The sequence below is a fragment of the Burkholderia sp. USMB20 genome (assembly GCF_000949135.2).
Lineage (GTDB): Bacteria > Pseudomonadota > Gammaproteobacteria > Burkholderiales > Burkholderiaceae > Burkholderia.
Window position 1 is genome coordinate 560880 of record NZ_JTAN02000003.1, and the last position, 26555, is coordinate 587434.

The 26555-nt window shown below is 58.9% G+C and carries 26 protein-coding genes; 23 read left to right on the plus strand and 3 right to left on the minus strand.

Annotated features, from left to right (window positions below):
• Positions 1-4 precede the first annotated feature (4 nt).
• Positions 5-922: an AEC family transporter gene (locus tag PL79_RS06615; protein WP_044845527.1), complete on the plus strand. Its 918-nt coding sequence runs from the start codon at positions 5-7 to the stop codon at positions 920-922.
• Between the two features lie 352 nt (positions 923-1274).
• Here PL79_RS06615 and PL79_RS06620 read toward each other — a convergent pair whose 3' ends face one another.
• On the minus strand, positions 1275-2267 hold the full coding sequence (locus PL79_RS06620) for a LysR substrate-binding domain-containing protein (RefSeq protein ID WP_044845528.1): 993 nt from the start codon (positions 2265-2267) through the stop codon (positions 1275-1277).
• A gap of 13 nt (positions 2268-2280) precedes the next feature.
• Between PL79_RS06620 and PL79_RS06625 the strand changes: the two genes are divergently transcribed.
• From PL79_RS06625 to PL79_RS06680, 12 genes are all read left to right on the plus strand, one after another.
• Positions 2281-3309 carry a VOC family protein gene (locus PL79_RS06625; RefSeq protein WP_207671162.1) on the plus strand — a complete coding sequence of 343 codons (1029 nt, stop codon included), beginning with the start codon at positions 2281-2283 and terminating at the stop codon, positions 3307-3309.
• Between the two features lie 17 nt (positions 3310-3326).
• Positions 3327-3752: a RidA family protein gene (locus PL79_RS06630; RefSeq protein WP_044845529.1), complete on the plus strand. Its 426-nt coding sequence runs from the start codon at positions 3327-3329 to the stop codon at positions 3750-3752.
• Positions 3752-4459, plus strand: a complete 708-nt coding sequence (locus tag PL79_RS06635) for a fumarylacetoacetate hydrolase family protein (RefSeq protein WP_044845530.1) — start codon at positions 3752-3754, stop codon at positions 4457-4459. The genes PL79_RS06630 and PL79_RS06635 overlap by 1 nt, the downstream gene beginning before the upstream one ends.
• A gap of 28 nt (positions 4460-4487) precedes the next feature.
• The gene (locus PL79_RS06640; protein WP_044845531.1) at positions 4488-5234 is read left to right on the plus strand and encodes a ribonuclease activity regulator RraA; all 747 of its coding nucleotides are present in this window, start codon (positions 4488-4490) and stop codon (positions 5232-5234) included.
• 14 nt (positions 5235-5248) lie between these two features.
• Positions 5249-5671 carry a cupin domain-containing protein gene (locus PL79_RS06645; protein WP_044845532.1) on the plus strand — a complete coding sequence of 141 codons (423 nt, stop codon included), beginning with the start codon at positions 5249-5251 and terminating at the stop codon, positions 5669-5671.
• 2 nt (positions 5672-5673) lie between these two features.
• On the plus strand, positions 5674-7209 hold the full coding sequence (locus tag PL79_RS06650; protein WP_082088548.1) for an aldehyde dehydrogenase family protein: 1536 nt from the start codon (positions 5674-5676) through the stop codon (positions 7207-7209).
• A 96-nt stretch (positions 7210-7305) separates the two neighbouring features.
• Complete coding sequence (locus PL79_RS06655) at positions 7306-7710, plus strand: nuclear transport factor 2 family protein (RefSeq protein ID WP_044845533.1); 405 nt, start codon at positions 7306-7308, stop codon at positions 7708-7710.
• 77 nt (positions 7711-7787) lie between these two features.
• A complete protein-coding gene (locus PL79_RS06660) occupies positions 7788-9242 on the plus strand; it encodes a 4-hydroxyphenylacetate 3-hydroxylase family protein (RefSeq protein WP_044845534.1) in 1455 nt (484 codons plus the stop codon).
• Between the two features lie 61 nt (positions 9243-9303).
• Positions 9304-9900, plus strand: a complete 597-nt coding sequence (locus tag PL79_RS06665; protein WP_082088549.1) for a flavin reductase family protein — start codon at positions 9304-9306, stop codon at positions 9898-9900.
• Positions 9901-9956: 56 nt separating this feature from the next.
• Positions 9957-11006 (plus strand): hypothetical protein, encoded by a 1050-nt coding sequence (locus tag PL79_RS06670; protein ID WP_135800984.1) that lies wholly within the window; start codon positions 9957-9959, stop codon positions 11004-11006.
• A gap of 138 nt (positions 11007-11144) precedes the next feature.
• The gene (locus tag PL79_RS06675; protein ID WP_082088550.1) at positions 11145-11696 is read left to right on the plus strand and encodes a RidA family protein; all 552 of its coding nucleotides are present in this window, start codon (positions 11145-11147) and stop codon (positions 11694-11696) included.
• Positions 11697-11825: 129 nt separating this feature from the next.
• Positions 11826-12950 (plus strand): porin, encoded by a 1125-nt coding sequence (locus PL79_RS06680; protein ID WP_082088551.1) that lies wholly within the window; start codon positions 11826-11828, stop codon positions 12948-12950.
• 248 nt (positions 12951-13198) lie between these two features.
• On the opposite strand, the gene PL79_RS06685 is transcribed toward PL79_RS06680, so the two are convergent.
• A complete protein-coding gene (locus tag PL79_RS06685) occupies positions 13199-13639 on the minus strand; it encodes a MarR family winged helix-turn-helix transcriptional regulator (RefSeq protein WP_044845536.1) in 441 nt (146 codons plus the stop codon).
• A 566-nt stretch (positions 13640-14205) separates the two neighbouring features.
• Between PL79_RS06685 and PL79_RS06690 the strand changes: the two genes are divergently transcribed.
• Both PL79_RS06690 and PL79_RS06695 read left to right on the plus strand, forming a co-directional pair.
• Positions 14206-15315, plus strand: coding sequence for a branched-chain amino acid ABC transporter substrate-binding protein (locus PL79_RS06690; RefSeq protein ID WP_044845566.1), 1110 nt, complete (start codon positions 14206-14208; stop codon positions 15313-15315).
• A gap of 102 nt (positions 15316-15417) precedes the next feature.
• Positions 15418-16536 (plus strand): porin, encoded by a 1119-nt coding sequence (locus tag PL79_RS06695; RefSeq protein ID WP_044845537.1) that lies wholly within the window; start codon positions 15418-15420, stop codon positions 16534-16536.
• Between the two features lie 53 nt (positions 16537-16589).
• Here the strand turns inward: PL79_RS06695 and PL79_RS06700 are convergent, their stop codons facing one another.
• Positions 16590-17525 (minus strand): LysR family transcriptional regulator, encoded by a 936-nt coding sequence (locus PL79_RS06700; RefSeq protein ID WP_044845538.1) that lies wholly within the window; start codon positions 17523-17525, stop codon positions 16590-16592.
• 131 nt (positions 17526-17656) lie between these two features.
• On the opposite strand from PL79_RS06700, the gene hpaH reads away from it, so the two are divergent.
• The 8 genes from hpaH to PL79_RS06740 all read left to right on the plus strand — a co-directional run bounded on the left by hpaH (position 17657) and on the right by PL79_RS06740 (position 26553).
• Positions 17657-18460 carry a 2-oxo-hept-4-ene-1,7-dioate hydratase gene (gene hpaH, locus PL79_RS06705; RefSeq protein ID WP_044845567.1) on the plus strand — a complete coding sequence of 268 codons (804 nt, stop codon included), beginning with the start codon at positions 17657-17659 and terminating at the stop codon, positions 18458-18460.
• Entirely contained in the window at positions 18457-19257 is an 801-nt protein-coding gene (gene hpaI, locus PL79_RS06710) for a 4-hydroxy-2-oxoheptanedioate aldolase (protein ID WP_044845539.1), read from the plus strand. The genes hpaH and hpaI overlap by 4 nt, the downstream gene beginning before the upstream one ends.
• 46 nt (positions 19258-19303) lie before the next feature.
• Positions 19304-20779, plus strand: a complete 1476-nt coding sequence (locus PL79_RS06715) for an aldehyde dehydrogenase family protein (protein WP_044845540.1) — start codon at positions 19304-19306, stop codon at positions 20777-20779.
• A 13-nt stretch (positions 20780-20792) separates the two neighbouring features.
• The gene (locus PL79_RS06720) at positions 20793-21659 is read left to right on the plus strand and encodes an extradiol ring-cleavage dioxygenase (protein ID WP_044845541.1); all 867 of its coding nucleotides are present in this window, start codon (positions 20793-20795) and stop codon (positions 21657-21659) included.
• 21 nt (positions 21660-21680) lie between these two features.
• The gene (locus tag PL79_RS06725; protein WP_044845568.1) at positions 21681-22631 is read left to right on the plus strand and encodes a fumarylacetoacetate hydrolase family protein; all 951 of its coding nucleotides are present in this window, start codon (positions 21681-21683) and stop codon (positions 22629-22631) included.
• Positions 22628-23617, plus strand: coding sequence for a 2-dehydropantoate 2-reductase (locus PL79_RS06730; RefSeq protein WP_044845542.1), 990 nt, complete (start codon positions 22628-22630; stop codon positions 23615-23617). Before PL79_RS06725 ends, PL79_RS06730 begins: the two co-directional genes overlap by 4 nt.
• A 20-nt stretch (positions 23618-23637) precedes the next feature.
• Complete coding sequence (locus tag PL79_RS06735) at positions 23638-25083, plus strand: aldehyde dehydrogenase family protein (RefSeq protein ID WP_044845569.1); 1446 nt, start codon at positions 23638-23640, stop codon at positions 25081-25083.
• Positions 25084-25167: 84 nt separating this feature from the next.
• The gene (locus tag PL79_RS06740) at positions 25168-26553 is read left to right on the plus strand and encodes an amino acid permease (protein ID WP_044845543.1); all 1386 of its coding nucleotides are present in this window, start codon (positions 25168-25170) and stop codon (positions 26551-26553) included.
• Positions 26554-26555 lie beyond the last annotated feature (2 nt).

Consider the following 26555-nt stretch of genomic DNA (forward strand, 5'->3'; position numbering starts at 1 on the left):
GCCGATGCAGAATGTACTGGGCGCGCTGGTGCCGATCTTCGTGCTGATCCTGGCGGGATTCGTGCTGCGGCAGCGTCGCCTGCTGCCGGACGAATTCTGGCTGCCGTGCGAAACGCTGAACTACTACTACATGTTTCCCGCGCTGATGTTCAGCCAGGTCGCGAAAGCCAATCTGACGCAGTTTCCGGTGCGGCCGATCGCGGTCGCGATCCTCGGCGCGGTGGGCGCGAGCGCGGCGCTGCTGTATGCGTGGCGAGCGTGGAGCCGGCAGCCGGGGGCCGTGTTCTCGTCGGTGATCCAGGGGGCGTTACGGCCGAATACGTATGTGGGTGTTGCCGCGGCCGCGGCGTTGTACGGAAGCGTCGGACTGACGCTCACGTCGATCAGCATCGCGGTCGCGATACCGCTGCTGAACGTCGCGTCGATCATTATCCTGATGCACCACGGTCGTGGCGGTGCGCCGTCGGCATGGCAGATCGGCGGCGCGCTGCTGAGGAATCCGGTCATCATGTCGGTCGTCCTCGGCGCCGCGTTCAATCTCGGCGGGCTCGGTTTGCCGGCGGTGATATCGAGTGTGCTGTCGATTCTCGGCGCCGCGTCGCTGCCGCTCGGGTTGCTCGCGGTGGGGGCGGGCCTCGACGTGAAGGCCGCGAAGGCGGCGCGTGGCCCCGTGTTCCAGTCGTCGGTGATCAAGTTGCTGCTCGTGCCGGTGCTGACTTTCTGGATCGGTTTCAGCCTGGGCATCCGGGGCCCGGCACTCACGACGATCGTGCTGTTCAATTCACTGCCGTGCACACCGTCCGCCTACATCATGGCGAAGCTGCTCGGCGGCGATCACCGGTTGTCGGCCGGCATCATTACGGTACAGACGGCGCTTGCGACCGTCACGATGCCGTTGGTGCTGCTCGTGTTCCACGGTTGAACTGAATTTGCGCGAAGCGGTGTGGTGAAATGCAAAAGGCCCCTCGCTTACAACTCAACAGGCTTGTATCTGGCACCGAAATGCATGTCCGCAGAGTTTCTCGTTCCTGGGAGTCAAAAAAACCAAGAATTGGTTGGCCGGGGCGGCTGACAAGGGGGCGCGCAGCACCCTATCGGCCGACAGCATAATCAGCACACTTTTCAAATCGTCGGAGGCGAGGAGCGCTAAGCCGGCGTCGAGGGCCGACTTGGGCGCGCGGGATAGGGTTGGGGACGATTCTGAAGGAGGCTCGATCGATACGACAGCCAGAAAAATCCAATTCCGACAAATCCTTGTCGGTCCATATAAATAATTAAGGTTTATCTTGCGAAATTGAGGTTAGATAGCTGATGCCGATCGATGCGGGGCCACGGGCGAGTTGTTGGCCCACTTCGTCAAGGCATTGAAGCAAGAGATCGCGTGACGCCGAGGGCGGCTGGCCCGACAACCAGAGCATACCGACCGGTCGAACGAGGCGTGACAATTGCAATGGCAGGATTGCGATCTCATTGTTCTGCTCAAGGCGCCGCGCAAGCGTCATTGGCAGGGTTGCGATCGTCTCAGTCTCCCGCACGAATTCCAGCACGACATTCAACGACAGCGTCTCCACATGATCTACGGGCGGTTCCAACCCGTGAGCACTGAAAGCGACAATCAGAGGTTGTCGTAGAAGGGAGTCACGCGGTGGCAGGATCCATGGAAAGCCGCTCACGTCCTTCCACTGAACACGGTCCCGTACTGCAAGCGGGTGGCCTCGACGTACCACCACGGCCGTGGCGTCGTTGAACAGTTGCTTCTCTTCGAGATCCGGGCCGGATCGACGAGCCGGCAGGGTACCGACAATCACATCGAGATTTCCAACGCGCATCTCTGTCAGTAGCACGTCCATGGTGGATTCTCGCACGAAGACCGTCGCGTCGGGCGCATGCTGCTTCATTCTGATCAGAGCCTGCGGCAAGAGCCACGCCGCAGATGCTGGCAGCGTGCCAATGCGCAGCCGGCGTGCAGTGCCGGTCGCTGCCGCATGTAGCTCGTCGCCAGCTTCCGCGAGATCCTGGAGCAGCCGACGTGCATGCCGGATGAGCACGCTCCCATACTCGGTCGGCTTCAGGCCACGCCCGGTGCGTTCGAACAACGTTACACCAAACCCGCTTTGCAAGTCGGTCAGTGACTTTGACAACGCAGGCTGCGTGACGTTGAGCAAGACGGCCACCTTGCTGAGGTTCCGGTAGTCATCCAGTGCGACGAGAAGCTGCAAATGCCGGAACTTCAAGTTAACTCTGATATACCAGTCGAGGCGTGCCATGGATAGGTGCGATATGAGAATTTGGTTATATCAGGATCGCACAAAGTCACTGGTCTACCAAGTGTTGCCGGCGCAATATTCCGACATCGCTCATCGCACTATTCCAATCATGACAGCCAGAGACATCCTGTACGTTCGCTACGCGCTTCCCGATCTGGTGGCGGCCGAGCGATTCATGACTGATTTCGGATTGAGTACAGTCCAGCGCACGGATGAGGTCTTGCGCATGCGCGCCGCAGCGGCTGCTCCGTTTGTCTACGAAGCGGTGAGGGGCGCCGAGGGCCGATTCCTGGGGGTCGGATTTTGCGTGCCAGAACAGAAGGATCTCGTGCGACTCGCGAGCTTTGCCGATGCCGGTCCGATCGAAGCGCTACCGTCGCCGTTTCGTGGCGAGTACGTGCGGCTGACGATGCCGGATGGCTTCCAGATGGATGCGGTGTGGAGCGAGGAGGTCTACGTGGCAGCTCCGGTTCGCGCACCGAATCGATTCAATGCCGGGCATGCCAAGGAGCGTACCAATGCCAGCATTCGACAGCGACGTGAGCCCGCGCCGGCGCTTAGGCTGGGCCACGTGACTCTGCATGTGACCGACCATGCCGCATCGGTCGCATGGTTGCGCGAGCGCTTCGGACTGGTGCCGTCCGACTACTTCGGGCCAGAGCCGGGTCGCATTGAGGATGTTGTCGGCACGTTCCTGCGTGTCGATCGCGGCGCCGACTTTGTTGATCATCATTGTTTGCTGGTTCTTCAATCGCGAAATGCGGGGATACACCACAGTTCGTTTGAATTGCAGGATCTCGATCACGTAATGTCGGCACACGATTATCTGTCGTTACGCGGCTATCGCCTCGACTGCGGAGTAGGTCGACACATGCTCGGCAGTCAAATTTACGACTATTGGCGAGACGTACATGGCTTCCGTGTAGAGCACTACACGGATGGCGACGTCGTCAACCGGGACCACGTGCCGTCGGTTTTCTGCGGTGGAGCGGACGAAACGACGCAGTGGGGCATGGCTCCAGGAGCGGAATTTTTCGAATAATCGTCAGGATCGGAAGCATGGAAATTCAGAGAATAGTTAGTAGTGCAGTTAGTGAGGCGCCGTCAGGTTTGTGGTCGAACTGCTTGAAAGTCGGCGACTTGGTTTTCCTTTCCGGATTGACCGCGCGTGGGGAAGGCAATCGTGTGATTGGCGACGACGAGTACGTACAGGCGCGCGCGATATTCGAGCGCATCGAACATCTGCTCGCCGCTGCTGGCGGCAATCCGGCCGACATCGTCAAGCTGAACCTGTACTTGACTCGCATCGAGCAACGCGAACAAGTGTGGACGGCACGTCGTGAATTTTTTGAGCGCACCGCGCCGGAACGTTGCTTTCCCACGGCCACACTGGTTGAAGTAAGTGCGCTGCAGCCTGACGTGTTGGTCGAGATCGAGGCCGTGGCATGCTTGAATGCCGGCGGTCGACCGAAGGAGCAAGTGTAATGGACTACTTGAATTCCCCGAGAGTGACCAGCGTACCCGTAGTTGGATCAGACCTTCGCTTTGCCGTCAATCGTGTGTACTGCATCGGCAGAAATTACGCGGATCACGCGATCGAAATGGGCGTGGATCCGCGTACCGATCCTCCGTTCTTCTTCTGCAAGCCTGCTGACACAGTGATCGCAGCCGAGCGTGATGACGAAGTGCTGGAGATTCCATATCCGCCAGCCACCCGCAATCTTCATCACGAGGTGGAACTTGTGGTTGCCATCGGCCAGGGTGGACGGGATATTCCGCGCGATCGGGCGGTGGAGCATGTGTTTGGATACGCGGTCGGTATAGACATGACTCGTCGCGATCTGCAACAGGCCATGCGCCAGGCTGGCAAACCGTGGGAGATCGGCAAGACGTTTGAGCGTTGCGCGCCGATCAGTGCATTGCGTCCCATTGAACATACCGGTGCGATCGAACACGGTGAGATCGAGTTGTGGGTTGATGGCGCATCGCGACAGCACAGCGACGTGTCCAAATTGATCTGGCAAGTATCCGATATCGTTGCGGACCTATCGGCCCTGTTCACGCTTTATCCCGGTGATCTGATATTTACTGGTACCCCGGAAGGAGTCGGGGCTGTCGAGCCTGGGCACCTTATGGTTGCTAGTGTGGCGCGTGTCGGCATGCTCAGGGTTCGTGTTGCGGCGGGGCTGTGAGAAGCCGAGCCAGTCAGGGAAAACGATTATGAAGCAACCCAATACTGTGCCGCTGTCGGCCGCAACTCGCGAACTCCTCGAGAAGAGCGCACCGTCGACGATCGCCAACGTGCTTTTGATGCGCCATGGCTTGCGCAACACGGTTCTGCTCGGGCTGTCGCCGGTACGACCGGGAATGCCGCGCATGGTCGGTCCGGCCTACACGTTGCGGTTCATTCCGGCACGCGAGGATATCGACACGATGGAGAACTATCAACGGGACGACAATATGCATCGGCGAGCCATTGAGGAATGTCCAAGCGGTGCCGTGCTGGTCATCGATGCAGGGGGTAGCACTCGCGCCGCATCCGCCGGAGACATCATGGTCGCCCGGCTCGCGCAGCGGGGCGTTCGCGGCATTGTTACCGATGGAGGCTTCCGCGACACGCCGTCGATTGCACGGATCGAATTGCCCGCGTTTCAGCTCGGGAATGCACCGCCAGCCACGCCTTTGGCACTGCATCCTCAGGCACTTGACGAACCAATTGGTTGTGCCGGGGTAGCGATTTATCCGGGCGACATCCTGGTGGGCGACGACGAAGGTGTCGTTGCGATTCCTTCGGCATTGGCAGACGAAGTCGCAGAGGCTGCACACGCGCAGTCGCAGTACGAACAGTTCGTCGAAACTCAGATCCCGCGCGGCCGTTCAATCTTCGGTCTGTTTCCGAGCACTGCGGAAAGCCGCGTGGAATACGAGCGCTGGGTCGCTGCCGGTCGCCCGGATTACGCTGCATGAGGAGACCAAACATCATGGAAAAAAAAGAATTGCCTGCGACGCTCGAAGTTCTGTTGCGGACCACTGAGCTGGATCCAGCGGGTTGGCTAGACTTCCCTGAGTACGGCTTTCGACAGTACTTCCTGTGGAAAAACCCGGACACGGGTGCCAGCATCGCCTTACTTGAATATGAGAAGGGCGGCCGCATTCCAGTCAAGCATTCTCACGCATCGAATCAGTTCATGTATTGCCTGGAGGGTGAATACGAGTACACGGACTCGCAGCTCCGTTTGACGCCCGGCGCGTTCTACATGAACCCGAAGGATCATCCGCACGGGCCAACCATCGCGCACGAGCGTAGCGTGCTGATCGAGATCTACGATGGCCCCCACTACTACGAGAAGCCCGTCTTTCATACCGACGAAACCATCGGCGAATTTCTCAGTAAGGATCATTGATCATGTTTGATATTGCTTCCGTCCTCCGTGACCTGGGTATTGGCCATAACCATAGCGGCACGTGTGCAGGCTCGGCCGCGGCCTGGAGCGAAGGCGGTGACGCGCATGCGTTCGCCGCCGTAAATCCCGCAACGGGCGAGACCACCGCCTATGTTACGGCCGCGACCGCTGACGACTACGAGCGAGTGGTTTCCGCCGCGCAAGCACAACAGCACCGGTGGCGCATGGTGCCGGCTCCGGTGCGCGGTGAATTGGTGCTGGGAATCGGCGAGCTTGTCAAGGAGCACCACGATCTGCTAGGCCGGCTGGTTGCGATCGATACCGGTAAATCCGTTATGGAAGGCAAGGCAGAGATCAAGGAAGTGATCGATATGGCGACAATGGCCGCTGGCCAGTCGCGCATGCTGTACGGCTATACGCAGCAGTCTCAACGAGGTCGCCATCGCATGTACGACCAATGGCTGCCACTCGGCGTTACGGGGATCATTTCAGCCTACAACTTTCCCGCCGCGGTATGGGCGCAAAATGGTTTCCTCGCGGCAATCGGCGGCAATACCGTGATCTGGAAGCCGAGCCCGAAGGTACCACTGACGGCTATCGCGTTGCAGCATCTGGCAAATCGTGCGATGGCGGCTCAGGGGCACGAGGGCGTATTCTCGCTATTCATCCCGGACGACAACGAGGTCGCAGAGCGGTTACTGACCGATCCACGAATTGCGCTGTTGTCGTTCACCGGTTCCAGCGCGGTCGGCCGCAAGGTTGCTCAGATCGTCGGGCAACAGCTCGGCCGGCGCTACATGCTCGAATGTTCGGGCAACAACGCATGTATCGTCGATGAGACCGCGGATCTCAGACTGGCCGCTCGCTCGATCACCTTTGGTGTGGTTGGCACGACAGGACAGCGCTGCACGAGCACCCGGCGCGTCATCGTTCATCGCAGCGCCGCAACGCGGTTCACCGAGCTTTTGGCGAAAGCGTTCGGGCAGATCAAGGTGGGCGATCCCCGCGAACCCGAAGCAGTCGTCGGTCCGCTGATTGATAAGGCGGCGGTCGGCCACTTTGAGGCCGCGGTGTCGCAGGCCGTGTCGCTCGGTGGGAAAGTCGTCTACGGCGGAAAGCGTATCGATCGGCCCGGCTACTACGTCGAGCCAACGATCATCACGGGCGCACAGCCCGCGTGGCCGTGCGTTCAGCACGAGACATTCGCGCCGATCGTCTATCTGACGGAGTACGACGACCTGGAAGAGGCGATCGAGATTCACAATGGCGTCGCCCAGGGGCTGGCCTCGGGAATTCATAGCCAGGATATTTCGAACATCGAGCTATTCCTGTCGGCCGCCGGAAGCGATTGCGGCATCGCGAAGGTAAATATGGGTACTACCGGCGCGGATGTCGGGGCGGCTTTCGGTGGCGAGAAGGAGACTGGCGGCGGTCGAACCGCGGGCTCTGATGCATGGAAGGGTTATATGCGCCGGCAAAGCGTATGCATTAACTGGAGTCGGGAATCGCCCTGGGACCAGCGGATTCATCTCGACTGACGCTGCAACGCTCGGCGCCCTACACTGCGGGCCGCGCGTCCTCACCTTACTGATTCGATTGGAACGGTGCGATGCGCACCGGGGAGAAGTTTTGCCATGTCGCTTTCTATCGTCAAGCAATTCTATGAATGCGCGGCCGTTGGCCGCTTCGCCGATGCCCTGAGTTTGTTTGCGCCGGACGGGGAGATCGTGTTCCCGGGGCCCAGTTCGATTCCGATGGCTGGGCGGTTTCAGGGCAGCGTCCAGATTTTGAGTTTTTTCGATACTGTCGCTGCGAGCCTGGATGTACTCCAGTTTGCGCCCGAGCGCTTCATCGATGGTGGTGAAAGCATTGCCGTGGCGGGGCGCGAGCGATCACGTGTGCGTGCGACGGGTCTTACCTTCGATGTACCGTGGGTACAGTTGTGGACTGTACGTGAAAACCAAATCGTGAATCTCGCCGACTACTTCGAGACTGATTCGATGGCGCGCGCATTCGAGGGCCGCGTGCATACGAAATAAGTGAAATGGCCCCGCCAAGCATATCGTGCTTGTCGGTGGTCGATCGACAACTACAGAGACAACCAGGCAATTTAATCATGTCCAAGACTGGCAACGACTATATCGAGAGTCTGCGCGACGGGCGCAGCGTCTATATCAATGGTGAACGTGTTGACGACCATGTCGATCATCCGGCATTCCGGAATGCGGTCCGCACGGTGGCTGCGCTCTACGATTTCCAGGCCGCGAACCAGGAACTGATGACGTTCACGTCACCGGGTAACGGCCGTCAGGTCAATCGCGCGTGGCAGTTGCCGAAGACTGCCGAGGATCTCGCGGCCCGTGCTGCTGCGCATGTCGCGTGGGCGCGCCAGACAGGGGGGTGGCTTGGACGGTCCCCCGATCATGTACCGTCCGCGCTGGTCGGCATGCTGGTCGCCAGCGAGGTGTTCGAACAGTACGATCCTGCACGAGCCGCAGCACTTCGCTCCTATTACGAATGGGCGCGAGACAATGACATTGCGCTGACCTACACGATTGTCAATCCGCAGGGCGATCGATCCAAGGATGTGGGGGACCAGGGCGTCAAATATCACTCGCTCGGCGTCGTTGACGAGGATGCCGAAGGCATTACCGTGCGCGGAGCAAAAATGCTCGGTACTGCAGCGGTCCTGGCGCAGGAATGCCTGGTGGGTGTTCAGAATCCGCTAAAGCCGGACGATGAGATCTATGCGCTGTCGTTTGCGATCCCTCTTGCTGCGAAGGGCGTGAAGATTCTGTCGCGCCGCTCCTATGAGCAAGCGGCTAGTTCGACGTTTGACTATCCGCTGGCCACGCAATTCGACGAAAACGATGCGCTGATCTACTTCGACGACGTCAAGGTGCCATGGGACCGGGTATTCGTCTATCGGCGCCCTGACATGTGCGGGGCAATGTTTCACAAAACCGCCGCAGAAGCGATGATGAACCTGCAGAGTCAGGCACGTTTCACAGTCAAACTGCAGTTTCTGCTCGGCATTGCACGTCGACTTACCGAAACCACCGGAACGATCAACTTTCCTCCGATCCAGGATGTGCTCGGGAAGCTGGCCGCGCAGGCAATGGCCGTCGAAGGCAACTTCCAATCGTTGTATGCCGATCCGGTTACGCGTAACGGCTTCTTCGTCCCGAAGGCGGCTCGAGTGTATTCGGCCACGTCGATGGGGCAGGAACTGTATCCGCATTTCGTCAACGAGATTCGTGGTTTGGCTGGTGGCGGCGTGATCATGTTGCCCTCGTCGGCCGAAGACTTTGCGAATCCCGAGATGGCTGCGTTGATCGAACAGACTCAGCGTTCGGCAGCGATCGATCCCCAGGGGCGCGTGAAACTGATGAAGCTTGCCTGGGATGCGCTTGGCTCGGAATTCGGTTCGCGACATACCCAGTACGAGATGTTCTATTCAGGTCCTCCATTCGTGCAACACATGCGTTGCTTCGGTCATTTCGATTGGGGCTCGTCGACCGACATGGTTGACGGCGTGATGGCCGGTTACGGCTTGCCGAACGGTGTTTGAGCGAAATGATGGCCGTGGCATCCTGTACTGGGATGCAAGGCACGTTGTCTAAGGGTCTGTCATGAATTCAGAAAAAATCAGCGCTTCCGTCAGCGAAAGGGTTTCCGCGTGGCTCGTGAAGAATGGCATTGATGCGGAGTCGGACGCAGCGAGTCAAGCTGACGCCACGGCGAGGAGCGATGCGTTCCGATCCGCCATGCGACGGTTGGGGGGGGCGGTCAATATTGTCACAACGCAAGATGGGAGCGCCCGCTTCGGCTTGACTGCGACAGCGGTCTGCTCCCTGACCGCGAACCCGCCACGCCTTCTTGCATGCGTGAATCTCTCGGGACGAAGCTATCAAGCAATCGCCAAGGCGCGCTGCATGGCAGTGAACGTGCTCGGAATCCAGCACCGCGAACTTGCGTTCGCGTTTGCCGGCAAGCAGGGAGAGGATCCGTTCGCGGCGATCGACAACTGGACGCAAGCGGCCACCGGTGCGCCGATCCTAACCGACGCTCTTGCGTCGTTCGATTGTGACGTCGAGCAGATGATGATCACGACGACACATGCAATCGTGATCGGCGATATTCGCCACATTAGCTACGGAGTCGGTGGGAAGCCGCTGCTCTATCTGGATGGAGAATTCATGACATCCGGAGCGTTGCTCCCCGATTAATGTGAATTCAAGAAAGAAGAAGGTTAGAGCAGTATAGATATGTAGGAGACCGATATATGAGGCAGCCTTTTAGCGGATTTTTGGCAACCACAATGACTGTAGTTGTCGCATGGGCGATCATAAGATTGTTTGACTTCACGACCTTCACAACCTGGACGGCGTGGATTTTTATGTGCGCGATACCTGGGCAGATCCTTATCAGTGTCAGTTGGAAAGGGAACCCGTCCTTTGTGGCTCATCTCGCCCAGCCTGCGAAAGGAGGCGTACTTTTACTGTCCACACTCGCGATTGCCGCAGTAGTAGCCGTAGTCTGCTATGTCACGATCGGCGGGGGGATTGCGCCGCCAGTGCCAATGCTCGTCGTGTACACCATATTCACGGTGATCGTGATGTTCTGGCTTGCGATCATGTTCGGCGGCTGGCCGTTCGTAAGCCTGACTGAAACGCCGTTCGTATCCGGGCTGTCGATGCTGGTGGCTTGTTACGGTTTGAGTTTCGTGGTATTTCGCACGTTCTGTAATTTCGCATTCTTGCGTGGAGCGCCGATTTACGTGCCGGCGCTTGATCCTGGTGGATTGTTCGATGCGAACCTGGCTCTTGCCTTCATTGTGACGGCCGTCGCGGTGTTGTTTCTGCTGTTGCATTTCGATCTTTGGCCACTCGCCACGATTCCCTCGCTGATGCGTCAGCCGATACTGGGAATTGTCTGGACAGGCCTCGCTCTCGCGATCGGCGGCTTGGCCATGCACATCGGGATCGCGATCCTGCATATGAGCGCGTTGTCATTCATGGTGAAAGTGCCGATTCCATTCATTTTCGGCACGATCGTAGTGCTCAATATGCTACAGGGTACGCTGTTTCAGCGTCTGCCCCAGCCTGTGAAGGGGCTCGGAAACGCCGCGGTGGCGATGGTCGGCGGCTTGCTGCTCGCATTCCTCTACGGACGGGTTGCTCCGATCCTGACAGGTACGCTCTCGTCCGGCGAGCCTGGATTTGACTACGAGCGCTGGGTTGCGTCGGCGTTGCTTGGCGTGACCTTCCCGTTACTGATTGCGTTTTCGGAATATTTCAAACTCTGGCCATTGATGAGGCGACGGAGTTCGTGATCGGGCCAATCCTGCAGTGCCCGATTTACTTGGCGGTGTGTTGTGACTCGACGAGTCGGAGTGAAGACATCGCAGCGAATGTGTTTGTGTGGTGGCAATGACGACAGCCACCAGTCTTGATAACGGAATACCAGAATCATGAGATACCCCCTCGCTTGTTGTGCCGTCTACTTCATGCTGGCTGCAAAGTTCGCCCTAGCGCAAACCCCTGAAGATGCACTTGTCAGATTGGGATATCCGCAGATCAACGAAGCTGCCCCGAAGACGTTCGGAAACTACGTGAACGGCAATGTGGTGGGAAAATTGTTGTTCGTTTCTTCGGCCGCTCCTCAAGACGTCAATGGTGAGTTTGGGCCGAAAAATGCGTGGCTGAAGGGACGTTTCGGAGATGACCTCGACGCCGATGAAAAGGGTAAGAAGTATGCGGAATTGGCATGCTTGCGATCGCTCCGATTTGCCAAATCTGTAATCGGAGACCTGTCGAAAATCAAGCAGGTCGTGCGCGTAACAGTGGTTAGCCTGACCACGCCGGATTTCAAGGGGCTGACCAAGGTCGCCGACGGTTGCTCGGATCTCGTAACCAAAGTGTTTGGCCCGGAGCGTGGAGCGCATGCGCGCGTCAACATCGGTGCTTCGTCCATGCCGTACGGCGTTGCCATGGAGATCACCATCGAATACGAGCTGGAGTGAGCGTGCTGGGAGGTGAGGCCGAGAGGGGATTCTCTATGTCGATGTGTCAGACGAGATTGATGAGTTGATCGGATCGGCGGAGATGATTGAAGACGAGTAATCGGTTTGAATAGATAGGAGACCGAAATTATGAAATGGACAAAAACGACCGTGGGGGTGTCTACGTTTGCGCTTGCATCCTTGGCGACGCCTGTTCATGCGCAGAGTAGCGTAACGCTTTATGGTGTGATTTCGACCGGCGTTCAGTATGTTAGTAACGTCGGTGGCGCTTCGCGCGTGGCATTGGTAAGCGGCGGTATGATGCCGCCAAGGTTCGGACTGCGGGGCGACGAGGATCTGGGCGGCGGCACGCACGCGGTATTTACCCTGGAGAACGGGTTTGCGATCAATACCGGTGCTCAGGTAGGTGGGATGTTCGGACGGCAGGCATTCGTCGGCGTGCGTAACGACCGCTACGGCACCGTCACTATGGGGCGACAGTACGAGGAGATGACAGCTTCGCTCTGGTGGGCGGAGTCGGCCAATGTGTTCACCGGTATCGGTACGCATATTGGCGACAATGACAATATGTTCTTCACGAACCGCTTCAACAACTCTATTCGCTACCAGTCGCCAAGCTTTAGTGGTGTGACGGTTGCGGGCAGCTACGCGTTCTCGAATACGACAGTCGCAAACGACAACAACGGATACAGCGTCGGAGTGAATTACGCGCGTGATCGGTTGCGACTCGGTGGAGCCTTCACTCAATTCAATCGTCGCACCAATAGTGCAACTCCCAACCTTGTCAGTGGCGCGGTCGATAGTACGGGGTGGGGCTTCACTTCACCCTTCGTTTTGAGTCAACATGGGGCGGGAACGGACCAGCAGCGCATCTTCGGATTGGGCGCGACCTACGATTTCGATTCGGTCAATGTGATTGGCAACTACAGCAATGTCTTGTTCAACTACAGCGACGGGACCGGCTTGCGATTGCAGAATGCCGAGATTGCGGCTTATACGCGCCTGAATCCGATGTTGCTTGTCGGTACTGCCTATATCTATACCTGGGGACGCTACTCTGGCGGCAACAAGCCCCGCTGGCACCAAATCGACTTCAGCGTCCAGTATGCGCTGTCAAAGCGTACCGACTTGTTCGCGACTGCCATTTATCAGCACGCGGCAGGTGACGCGACCTTCGCCCAGATCTATAGCATTCCGGCCTCCTCAGGCAAGAATCAGTTGGCGATGCAGGTCGGCATGCGCCACCGATTCTGATCCAGGACGCATGACTCCGCGCGGGATCGGTGTCTTCTCTCTACCGTCTCGCGCGATAAACCGGTCGGCATGGTGCCGGGCGACTGGCTCACGGAGCCTCGTTGGTTTCGTGTGTCGCCTTTCCGTTCTTCTTTTCGGGCCAGGTTATACGGCAGCCTGTTGTGTTGCTAATGGCTGGCGCACGGTCCTCAGTGTACTAACGCGCGAACGGTGGCTGCAATATGAAAGGCATGTTCGCCGCCGCCGCGTCAGCCACTCGTTTCAGTGCAGGACTTGATCAGCAGATCAAACAGACCGTGCAACTTGCGGCGGTCCTGCGCGGAAAGTACGGCAAGAATCTCCCGATTACAGTCAGTGGCAATGACGATCGCACGGTCGTAAAGTGGGCGACCAGCATCGGTCAATGTCAATTCGACGCTACGTGCGTCCTGCGCGCTCGCGCTCCTGACGATCAGCCCCCGACGCTCCAGCGCGTCGCATGCGCGGCTCACCCGGCTTCGATCGAGATGGGTAGCAATGGCCAGATCGGATACCGACACGGGGCCCAGTTCACCCACGTTCAACAAAATTCTCGCTTCCGGCAAGCTCAACGAGAGTGCCTGCTCGAAGGCCGCACTTGTGATCCGGTCGGTCAGTTTTTTTATTGCGTGCAGCTTGTAAGTAAATAATCCGTGAACCGAGTCTGTCATGCTCGATGCGATAGGTGGTGATGTAGCCGGTAAGCATAGCATCCCGCAGCCGGTCGTCACATCTCACCGATGAATTCGGGAATATACGTGCTTGCGCACGCAAATATAGACGGCTACGATCGGTCCTCATTCGCTGTCGAGGCGTGTGCAGTGGATATCCGCGTGAGGCGGAAACCGACGCGCGAGCCTGGAAAGGTTCACAGGGGCCGGCTTCGCGCGTAGGCCGCCACATCGGACAGGCGACGCGATAGCAAGCGTTATGCGTACTGCAGCGAACCGCACGATGGAAGGTCAGGACATCATTCGCCGGACATTCGGGTTCAATCGGACGGGCGCGGTGCGGATTTCGATCAGGTTGAAGACGGAGGATTCTCATATCCGGTTCCTCTTGATTGATCAGTAAGGTCTTCTAAGGAGAATCGCTAGCTAATAGCGATTAGAGAGGGCGGGCGTCACCGAGTAAACGGTGGATAGCCTGCGGCGTGCAGTAGTTGGAGGTTCTGTCGTTTAATCGGGAAGAGGAGATCGTCGTGAAGAGAAAAAACTCGGCTGTAAGGTGTCTCGGCATCATTCCGGTAATCGCGTTCGTTGCCTGCGAATCGGTCAACGCCGGCGAGGTCGTGAAGATCGGCCACGTTGCGCCGCTTACGGGCGGTATAGCGCATTTGGGTAAGGACAACGAGAACGGCGCGCGACTGGCCATCGAGGAAATCAACGCGAAGGGACTGACGATCGGCGGCAAGGTCGTTACGCTGAGTCTCGACGCCCAAGATGATGCCGCAGACCCGCGAACGGCGACTCAGGTCGCCCAGAAGTTGGTTGACGACGACGTCGTGGCTGTCATTGGGCATCTGAACTCGGGAACCACGATACCGGCTTCCCGCATCTACAATGATGCCGCCGTCGTGCAGATATCTCCGTCGGCGACAAATCCCGTCTATACGAAGCAGGGCTTCAAGACAGCCTATCGCCTTGTCGCGACGGATGCTCAGCAAGGGCCAGCTCTGGCCGACTATGCACTCAAGAGCATGGGAATCAAATCTGTCGCGATCGTCGATGACTCGACTGCGTATGGGCAGGGGCTTGCGAGCGAATTCGAGAAGCGTGCGAAGGCGCTCGGGATTCGCGTCGTCTCGCACGATGCAACGAATGATCATGCAGTCGATTTCCGGGCAATCTTGACGAAGATCAAGGGCGAGAATCCCGATGCCATCATGTACGGCGGCATGGATGCCACGGGCGGTCCATTTTCACGGCAGGCCAAGCAGCTCGGAATCCGCGCGCGACTGCTTGCAGGCGATGGTGTTTGTTCGCCGAAGCTGGCCGATCTCGCTGGCGATGCAACGGATAACGTCGTGTGCTCGGAGGCTGGTGCAGCGCTCGAGAAGATGCCGGAAGGGGCGGCTTTCGCCATCAAGTTCCAGAAACGCTTCGGCAGTCCCATTCAGCTATATGCACCGCTGACCTATGACGCGGTATACATCGTCGTTGATGCGATGAAGCGCGCGAATTCGACAAACCGCGCCGCGATCCTGTCCGTGATGCCGCGCACCGATTACCGTGGCGTGACCGGAGAAACGTCGTTTGATCGGAATGGCGATCTCAAGCATGGTGTCATTTCCATCTACCGATATGTCGGCGGAAAAAAGACACTGCTGGATGCGGTCACGATGTAATCCATTCGGTTCCGGCAGCGTAGGGAAATGGAGTTGATTGAGTTTGTGTAGATCGAACTCGTGATCAACTGGATATTTACGCATAACTATGGATAACTAAATATGAATAACTCGTCGAATATCAAGGTTTACACCGGGTTTGCCTTGGCGTGTGCCTTCACATTCATGTCGGTGACGCACGAGGCGCGGGCGCAGAGCGCGGTCACACTATACGGTGTCGTCGATACAAGCATCCGCTACCTGACAAATGCGAACGCGAAGAACGACAGTCAGGTGGCAATGGGCGTGGGGCCGATCACGGGAAGCCGCTGGGGGCTCAAGGGGAGCGAGGATCTGGGCTCTGGATTGCATGCCGTTTTCCGGCTGGAAAACGGCTACAACGTCTGGAATGGACAATTGGCGAGCAGCAATACGCTGTTCAATCGCTGGGCAACCGTCGGGCTCGCAAGCGACCGCTTTGGCACGGTTACACTGGGGCGCCAGAACACTCCATTGTTCGATCAACTTGGCGACGTGTTTGATCCCCTGACCGTCGCGAACTTTGATCAAGATGGCTGGATGCCGGGGGCACTTGGTTACGGTCTGCGTTCGAGTAATTCGGTCAAGTACGATGGCCGCATTGGAGGGGTCAATATTAAAGCGATGTATGCCTTCGGCGGAATTCCAGGGAGCGTGGCAGCGGGCAGCATGTTCGGCGCAACCGCGTCGTACGCGTTGGGCGGCCTGCTGCTTGGTGTGGGCTATCAGCAGAACAGTGATGCAAGCAACAACAAATACCGCGTGGTGCATCTGGCTGCATTGTATGCCTTCGACGCGTACAAGGTTTCCGGCGGGTGGTTACATGGCCAGGACAACACCGGCATTGTCGATATTTACATGGGCGCGGCGGGATCGCCGGCCGCTGCCTGGTCGCCGAAAACCAACGGCAATCGTATCGATGACGGTTTTTACCTTGGCGGGAGCTGGCAGGCTACGGCCCCATTGCTGCTGACCGTGGCTGGGTATTACGACAAGTCGCGCAATGCGTTGAACGCCGATGGTACGAGCCGGGGGCGTGGCACACGCTATTCCGGCACCTTGTTGGCAGAGTATTCATTGTCGAAGCGGACCGAGGTATACGGGACGATCGACTACATCCACGGGTCGGGGGCGGGGAACGCGGACTTTCCAGGACGCAACAACCAGACCGGCGTGGCTGTAGGCCTCCGCAACGTCTTCTGACCGAGCGCGCCGCCCCGTGATTGGAGGGGCGGCTCGCCGGGAAGGTTCTGTAGTTATGCGCCCGTTTCCGGCTGGCGGAATTGCCTCGACCAGTCGGCCAACTTCGTGCAGAGGAATTCCGCGAAACCATCTACGGCAGGCGATGCGGCGCGTTGAGACGAGCGATACAGACATACCTTCCGGAGTACTTCCGGATCGATCACGCGTTTCATGACGAGATTGAACGCGGGAGCCAGGGCGCCAACATAGGCGGGCGCGAGCGTCGCGGCCAGCCCTTCGCCGGCGATACCGAGCGCCGTGGAAATGTTGTCGACGACGTCGATTGGCGTGACGCGCTCCCCCTCCGGGGTACTCAGCCGCATCTGACTGACGCTGTGCTCGTGGTCGCGTCCGGCGGCCACCAATGCGGTTCCCATCAAGTCCCGCCAGCGCAAGACTTTCCGCTTCGCCAGCGGGTGCGATTTCGCACACCAAAATACCCACAGACTATCGAACAGTACTTGCCGTTCAACGGTATCGCCGACGATGCGATCAGGACCAATTGCGAGGTCCACGTCTCCGACCGAGACCGCATCCACCAGGGCATCCACCGGCAAATCCCGTATGCGGACGACGACTTTCGGTCGTGTTGCCTGGTATTCGCGAATCGCGGCGGGCAACGCCGTGCTTGCCAGAACGAGGGGCGCCCCGATGCGCACCACACCGGCGGCGCGGTTTCGCACGTCGTCAGCGGCACTTTCAGCGGCTCGCACGTGGCGCATGATGGTCTCGGCCGAGGTGAGAAAGTCGCGGCCGGCCGTCGATAGGCTCACGCGCCGGGTGGTGCGGTCGAACAACCGGAACGAGAGTGTGGTCTCGAGCTCGGCGATCAACTGGCTGACGGCCTGTGGGGTCATGCCGAGCCGCTGTGCGGCGCCGGCAAAGCTATGCAGGTCGGCCACGCAGACGAACGTCTCGATTTGGCGCAATGAGAATCGGGTAAGCGACATGATTCGATTATCAAGCGTTACTTGATAAAAGTCGAGGATTGATTGCTTCTCTTGAGGTGGCTGAAGGACGAGACTTGCAACTCAGGATAACGACGATGCCGGTGACGCTTGGAGCCGGTCGGGAGACGGACTTGCTAGATTCATCCACCCATATTGCGTTGGCCCGTGAGCTCGACGATGCGCAGCGGACCCGAAGCCAGTTACGCCACTTTACCTGGCGCTACCCTGACATGTCGATCGAAGACAGTTATGCGATCCAGCGCGCATGGATCGCATTGCAGAAGGAACAGGGGCGCACGGTCATCGGGCACAAGATCGGACTGACTTCGCGCGCCATGCAGTTGGCCTCGCAGATCAACGAGCCTGACTACGGGACGTTGTTGGACAGCATGCTGCTGTGCGACGGCAGCGAAATCCGTGCGGATCGGTTCATCGTGCCGAGGTTCGAGGTCGAACTGGCGTTTATTTTGGCGCGGCCGTTGCGCGGCCCGAATGTTACGTTGATTGACGTGCTGAATGCAACGGACTATGTCGCTCCAGCGCTCGAACTGATCGACGCGCGCATCGAACAGTTGGATCGCGAAACGCGCGCGCCCCGTCAGGTTCGCGACACGATCGCTGACAATGCCGCGAACGCCGGCATCATCATGGGTGGTCGTCCGCGCAAGCCGGACGAGGTGGACTGGCGTTGGGCCGGCGCCCTTCTGTTCAAGAACGGCGTGATCGAGGAAAGCGGGCTGGGCGCTGCAGTGTTGGGCCATCCTGGAAATGGGGTGGCATGGCTGGCGAACAGGCTCGCGCCGTATGGCGAGGGGCTCGCTGCCGGAGAAATCGTCCTCGGTGGCTCCTTTACTCGTCCGGTCGCCTGTCAGGCTGGCGATACCTTCCACGCCGACTACGGTCCACTCGGCTCGATTTCGGTCAAATTCGTATGAGAGGCGCAATCAACTCCTTCAAGGCAGCCCTTTCGACGTCCGCGATTCAATACGGTCTATGGCTGGGGTTGGCCGATGCGTATACGGCGGAGCTCTGCGCGACCGCCGGATTCGACTGGCTACTCATCGACGGGGAACACGGGCCCAATGATCTCCGGAGCACGTTGGCTAGCTTGCAGGCCATTGCATCGTACCGATCGCATCCCGTTGTCCGTATTCCGCATGGGGATACCGCGCTGATCAAGCAAGTGCTGGAAATCGGCGCAACAACCCTGCTCGTCCCAATGGTCGACAATGCGGCGCAAGCACGCGATCTCGTGCGCGCCATGCGATATCCGCCTGCCGGAATTCGCGGTGTAGGGAGCGGCCTTGCACGATCATCGCGTTGGGGTGCCGATGCAGATTATCTAAGGACTGCAAACGAACGGATGTGTTTGCTGGTTCAGGTGGAGTCGGCCGAGGGGCTGGCAAACGTCGACGAGATTGCCGCCGTTGATGGGGTTGACGGGGTGTTTATCGGGCCGGCCGACCTCGCCGCGTCGCTCGGCCGGCTTGGTCAGGCGGACCATCCGGAGGTACAGGCGGCCATCGCGACTGCATTCGAGCGCATTGGTGCCGCCGGGAAGGCGGCCGGCATTCTGGCCGTCGACGAGGACAGGGCGCGCCAGTACCTGTCGCAAGGCGTGCGGTTCATCGCCGTCGGCGTCGATGCGACGCTGCTGGCCAAGGCCGCGCGCTCGCTGGCAATGCGCTTCAAGCCGGAATTGATCGGCCGCTCTCAAGGCGGCGGATATTGATGTCCGACTGGCCCCGGACGTTGTTTTTGAAAATCGAAGGAAGAAGATGAAAACCTCCCATATCGAAGTCGCGGGTGTTCAGGTATCGACCGATCACTATATCGACGGACGCCGTGTTGCTTCGCCGGAGCAGTTCGAATTGGCCAGCCCCATCGATCAGCGAGTGCTCGGTTCGATCAGCGAGGGTTTGGACGAACACGTCGAGGCTGCGATTCGTAGCGCGGAAGCGGCTTTTCCCGCCTGGTCCGAACTGAGCGCGGCTGAGCGCAAAGTCTACCTCGACCGCTTCGCAGAGGAGATCGGCAAGCGTTCGGACGATTTCTGCAGAGTCGAAAGCACCGATGCCGGCGTGCTGCTGTCGCGGATGCGCCATGGCGTGGTACCGCGCGCGATGCTCAATATCCGCTGGTTCGCCGAACATGCGCTGGACCTGCAGAACCGCCCCATCGAAACAGAGCAGGCGCACCATCGTGTACGTCATGATCCGGCAGGCGTCGTGGTCATCATTACGCCATGGAACTCGCCGTTGTTGTTATCCACGTGGAAGCTGGGTCCGGCGCTCGCCGCAGGCAATACATGCATCGTGAAGCCGCCGGAATGGGCGCCGCTGACTTGCTCGCTGCTGGCCAATGCGGCCGATGCAGCAGGTCTTCCTGCTGGCGTGCTCAATATCGTGCAGGGTACTGGCGCAAAGACCGGTGCGAAGCTGGTTAGCGATCCGCGTATTGCTCGCGTTTCGTTCACGGGTAGTGTGCCGACGGCGAAATGGATTGCACAGGCAGCCGGCGCCAACCTCGTGCCATGCAGCCTTGAACTGGGCGGCAAGAGCCCGTTCATTGTGCTCGAGGATGCGGATCTCGATGCCGCGGCGGCAACCGGTGCGTTGATGTACCGCAACGCGGGACAGGTGTGCCTTGCAGGCACTCGCTTTCTGGTACACGAACGCGTCGCCGAGGCATTTACCGCAAGGATGCGCGAGCACGTCGAGCGCCTTGTCATCGGCGATCCTCGGAACGAGACCACGGAGGTCGGCCCCATCATTCATCCCCGTCAGATTGATCGGGTAGAGGCGTTCGTGCAGCGCGCAATTGCCGCGGGCGCCAAGTTGCTTTGGGGCGGGGCGAGGCATTCGTTTGGGGCACAGTATTTTCAGCCCACTATGCTGACGAACGTGAAGCAGAGCGACGAAATTGTCCAGACCGAGGTATTCGGTCCTGTGCTGACGCTTCAGACCTTCACGGACGACGAAAACGCGATCGGCCTTGCAAACGGCACCGATTACGGCCTCGGAGGTGTTTGCTACGGCGAAACCACCCACGCAACGGCCGTCGCGGAAAGAATCCGCACCGGCTTTATCTGGGTCAATAGCTTTGGCGTTCGCGATCTGGGTGCGCCATTCGGCGGTATCAAGCGCAGCGGTATCGGGCGCGAAGGCGGTGACTGGAGTTTCGAGTTTTTTTGCGACGTCAAAGACGTCATCGTTCCGAAGAAGCCGTTCCACGCTAGCTTCAGTCATCGTTGAGGAGAGAACAATCATGGGCCAAATTGTCGGTGCAGCGATCGTGTCGCACCACCCCGGCTTGATGCAGTGTGAAGAGTTCCGGCGCGCAATGGGAGCAGGAGAGGATTCCGACCTGATCGCGGGTTACGCGCGGTTGCGCGACAGGATCGAGGTTGCCAAACCTGACGTCGTCATCGTATTCGATAGCCACTGGTTCACCACGGGCTATCACCTCGTCGACGGCGCACAGCGCTACACCGGCACGTACGTGTCGGACGAAATGCCGTGGTACCTCCACGGCGTGCCGTTCGACTATCGCGGCCATCCGGAACTCGCGCTGGCCATCGAGGCTGTTTCACGCGAACGCGGCGGGTATAACCGCATGGCGAGCCACCCGCTGCTGGAGCGTCAGTATGCGACCTTGAACCTCGTCAAGCATTTGCGCTTCGAGTTGAATGACACGCCTGTCGTGTCAGTAAGTTCATGTCAGAACTGTACGTGGCAGCAATTCCTGACGTCCGGCGAGGCGATCGGCGAGGCAGTTCGTCGCAGCAATCTCAATGCCGTGTTACTCGCATCGGGAGCATTGAGCCACAAGTTCAACGGTATCGACTGGAAGCCGAACCATCCCCGCATCTTTCACGAGACCAATGTTTCGTCACCCGAAGCGATCGCCAGCGACAAAGGTGCGATCGAACTGATGGCTCAAGGTCGGCACGACATCATCCTCGATCGCTGGGAGGGCGAGTATCGCCGGCAGCCCTGGGAGGCGTTCGGTGCGCACTATCTGCAGATGGTGGGCGCGATGGGCGGCCGGGAATGCCGATCGAAGGGCGAGTCGTTGTCTGCTTACGAGAACGCGCGCGGTACCGGAAATATCCACGTCTGGTTTCAACCTTGATTGGCGTATACGGAGTACTTCATGCATTTTGAATTCCCTTTCGAGACGTTGCCGGCCGTCATGGTCGGGCCGCGCGTCGAGCGCCGCCGCGTACTCGTCGGTGGTAGCGCATTCTGGGGGACGATCGTCGAGGAAGGAGAGCATCGCGGTCGCCTGAGACTCGACGACGGTCGTTTGCTGGAAGCCGACGATCAGACCTATCTTCCGCCCGTCGAGCCGAGCAAGATCATCGCCGTCCACATCAGTTACACGTCGCGCAGCTACGAGACGCGCAACAAGCCGCGGCCAACCGAAACACCCACCTATTTCACGAAGCCGGCTACGTCGCTGAATGGACACCGTGGCCAGATTCTCAAGCCAGCGGACAGCAAGTACCTGAACTACGAGGGAGAGTATGCAGTCGTGCTGGGCAGAACCTGCCGGAACGTGACACCCGACGAGGCGTGGGATTACATCGAGGGCTTCTGCCCCGCGCTCGACATGGGGCTGCAGGACTTCCGCGACACTGACCAGGGCAGCATGCTGCGCGTGAAAGGAGCCGACACCCTGTTGCCGATCGGCCCCGGTATCGTACGCGGAGTCAACCTCTTCGAGCAGACATTGCGGACCTACGTCAACGGGAGAGTCGTCCAGGAGGCACATATCGGCGACGAGACGATCTGGGGGCCTCATTACGTGATCGCCGATATTGCCCGCCATATTACGTTGCTCGCCGGTGACGTGATTTTGATGGGAACACCCTGCCATTCGCGCAGCGTCGATCCGGGGCAGACAGTGGAGTGCGAGATTACCGGAATCGGTCGAGTGTCCGGGACTGTCGTGCGTATCGATGCGCCGCGTGCAGCAGGGCTTGGTGTCGGCCACGCGCCGACTGATTCGACCGAGGTACGCCGGGTCGCGCTCGGGTTCGACGAGCGGGTGCCCGAGCATTTGAAGCAGAATCTGAAAGACAGTAAGGACTTCACATCATGAAGCGAGTTTGTATCGTGGGGGCCGGTGCAATCGGTGGCTTTGTCGGTACCAAGCTCGCCGCGTCCGGCCAGGCCGAGGTTTCTGCCCTGGCGCGCGGCCAGACACTGCATGCCCTGCGCGAGCGAGGATGGAGGCTTCAGACGGACGTCGAACTCGTACAGGCGCCGGCGATTGCGAGTGACCGCGCCGAGGAGCTGGGTGTTCAGGACATCGTCGTCATCGCCGTGAAAGGACCTGCATTGCCGACGGTCGCTACCCAGATCGGTCCGTTGATCGGGCCCGACACACTGATCGTTCCGATGATGAACGGGGTGCCATGGTGGTTCTCCGACGGAGTTCAGGCATTGAATGGAAATCGCCTCGAGAGCGTGGATCCAGGGGGTGTCGTTGCCGCATCAATTCCGCAACGGCAGATCGTTGGTGCGGTGGTGCACGCCAGCACATCCACGACGGAGCCGGGTCTTGTACTTCATAAGATGGGCCGAGGTCTGATTCTCGGCGAGCCGCAAGGCGGCTTGAGCCAGAGGGTTCAGGATATCGTCTTGCTGCTGGAACATGCTGGATTCGACGTGAAGCACTCCGACAGCATTCGTCAAGACATCTGGTACAAGCTCTGGGGCAATCTCACCCTGAACCCCGTCTCCGCAGTGACCGGAGCCACGAGCGACAGAGTGCTGGGCGATCCTCTTCTGCGCCAGTTCTGCACGCGTGCGATGGAAGAAGCGGCACTGATCGGCGCGTCCATCGGGTGTGTCATTGAACAGGGGCCTGAGGACAGGCATGCAATCACGGCGAAGCTGGGGGCCTTCAAGACGTCGATGCTGCAAGACGTCGAGGGTCAGCGCGCAATCGAGCTCGACAGCATCGTGACGGCGGTCCACGAACTCGGTAGATGCCTCGGAATCGAGACGCCTAATATCGACGCGCTCCTCGGCATGACGCGCGTCTTTGCCCGCACTCGCGGCCTCTATCCGGAACAGGTTTGACGATGTCATACGATCGGTCGATTTATCGCAATTTCATCGCGGACGAGTGGGTGGCCGGCGATACTTTCGCGGAGAACATCAATCCATCCGACACGCGTGACACGATCGGCATCTACACGCGTGCCACCGCAGGACAGGTCGAGTTCGCAATCGAGGCGGCCGTGATGGCCCAACCGAAGTGGGCTGCGACCACACCCCAACGCCGCTTCGATGCGCTTGACGGTATTGGTAGTGAAATCCTCGCGCGTCAAGCCGAACTCGGCGATCTACTGGCGCGCGAGGAAGGCAAGACCCTGCGCGAGGCCATTGGCGAAGTCGTCCGTGCCGGGCAGATCTTCAAGTTCTTCGCAGGCGAGGCTCTGAGGTCGAACGGCGATCTTCTCGCGTCCACGCGACCCAATATCGACGTCGAAGTAACTCGGGATCCCGTTGGTGTCGTAGCCCTGATTACACCGTGGAACTTCCCGATCGCCATTCCTGCGTGGAAAATCGCCCCGGCGCTGGCCTACGGTAACGCGGTGATCTTCAAGCCGGCCGATGTGGCGCCAGGAAGTGCCTGGGCACTCGCGGAAATCATTAGCCGGGCCGGCTTGCCGGCTGGAACATTCAACCTCGTCATGGCGCGCGGACGCGATATCGGTGATGCACTGATTGCCGATCCGCGGATTTCGGCGGTGTCGTTTACGGGGTCTGAATCGACGGGGCGCCGCGTCGCGGCGGCCTGCGTGACGCGACCAGAAACCATGGCGAAGTTTCAGCTCGAAATGGGCGGAAAAAACCCGTTGGTCGTGCTTGATGATGCCGATCTCGATCTTGCGGTGGACTGCGCACTCAACGGCGCGTTCTATTCCACGGGCCAGCGTTGCACTGCATCGTCGCGGCTGGTCGTTACGGCCGGCATTCATGACCGCTTTGTCGACGCGCTGGTTCGCCGGCTCGGCACGCTCGCGATCGGTGACGCGCGTAATCCATCGACGCAGATGGGCCCTGTCGTCGATGCGAGCCAATTGCGTCAGGATCTGGACTATATCGCGATCGGTCGCGACGAAGGAGCCAGACTCGTTTTTGGTGGCGAAGCCATAGAGGAACTGGACGGGCGACCGGGCTTCTACTTGCAGCCGACGCTTTTTACCGATACGCGCAACGACATGCGCATCAATCGCGAGGAAATATTTGGCCCCGTCGCCAATGTGATCCGCGTTGCCGATCTCGACGAAGCGATCAACGTCGCGAACGATACGCGCTTCGGTCTTTCAGCCGGCATCGTGACGACTTCGTTGAAGCACGCCCGTCATTTCCGAAAGTCTGCGCAGGCGGGCATGGTCATGGTCAACGCGCCAACGGCTGGTGTTGACCCTCATGTGCCGTTCGGTGGTCGAAAGGCGTCAAGCTACGGACCACGGGAACAGGGACGCTATGCCATCGAATTTTTTACGACCGTGAAGACGGCTTACGTACAGGCCTGACTCTGTCGGCGCAAGGTGGGCGTGATGAGGTTGCAGTGACGCACGTCCATTGGCGGATATCCATAAATCAAATAGGAGACGCTCATGAGCGACACCCCCCAACATAACGAACTGAGGCGTGCCCTGAAGGATCGGCATATTCAGCTGATCGCACTAGGCGGCGCTATCGGCACCGGCCTGTTTCTCGGCATTTCGGAAACGATCAAGGTAGCCGGGCCTTCCGCGATCCTTGGTTATGCGATTGCGGGCCTGTTCGCATTCTTCATCATGCGACAGCTATCCGAAATGGTCGTTGATGAGCCGGTTTCAGGCTCATTCAGCCATTTTGCCGAGAAATACTGCGGACATTTTTTCGGTTTTCTGTCCGGCTGGAACTACTGGGTAATGTGCGTGCTCGTGGGTATGGCGGAGCTTTCCGCCGTAGGAGTCTATATCCAGTATTGGCTGCCTGGGCTCTCGCCGTGGATCTCGGCACTTGGGTTTTTTATTATCGTCAACTTGATTAATTTGGTCAGCGTCAAATCATTCGGGGAAACCGAGTTCTGGTTTTCGCTCGTGAAAATCGTGGCAGTCGTCGCGATGATCGTGTTCGGCTGCTATCTGCTATTCACTGGCACGGCCGGACCCCAGGCCGGCGTAAGCAACCTGTGGCGGCACGGCGGATTTTTCCCGAACGGTTTTGGCGGACTTGCAATGGCCTTGGCTGGAATCATGTTTTCGTTCGGTGGTCTGGAGCTGGTCGGGATCGCTGCCGCCGAGGCAAGTGCACCGGAACGGACCATTCCAAAGGCCACCAACCAGGTGATCTACCGAATCCTGATCTTCTATATCGGCGCACTTGTGGTATTGCTCTCGCTTTATCCGTGGGAACAGGCCGCTGCGAACGGAAGCCCTTTCGTATTGATTTTTCATGAACTGAATCGGAATGGCGTCGCGAATGTTCTCAATCTGGTTGTCTTGTCGGCCGCGCTGTCCGTCTACAACAGTGTCGGCGTTTACGGCAGTAGCCGAATTCTGTTCGGCTTGGCGAAGCAGGGAAATGCACCGTCCGCCGCGTTGAAAGTGTCCAAGCGTGGTGTCCCGGTTGCCGCCCTTGCCGTTTCGGCGATCGCGACCGCAATCTGCATTCTGGTGAACTACGTCATGCCAGGCCGAGCCTTCGGTTTCTTGATGGGTCTGGTCGTTTCCGCCCTGGTGATCAACTGGCTGCTGATCACGTTGATTCATCTTGCGTTTCGACGCGAGAAGGCGCGCAGGGGGGAGTCGACTGCATTTCCCAGTATCGGCTATCCGCTGACCAATATCATCACAATTTTATTCTTGTTCGGCATTCTGGTCGTAATGTACGTCAATCAGGATCTGCGGTTGTCGGTGCTGTTGATCCCGGTGTGGATCTCGGCGCTCGCACTGAGCTATCGATTTGGAGTCCAGAAAAAATCGTTTGAAGTTTCGCCAAAATTTGGAGAATGAAG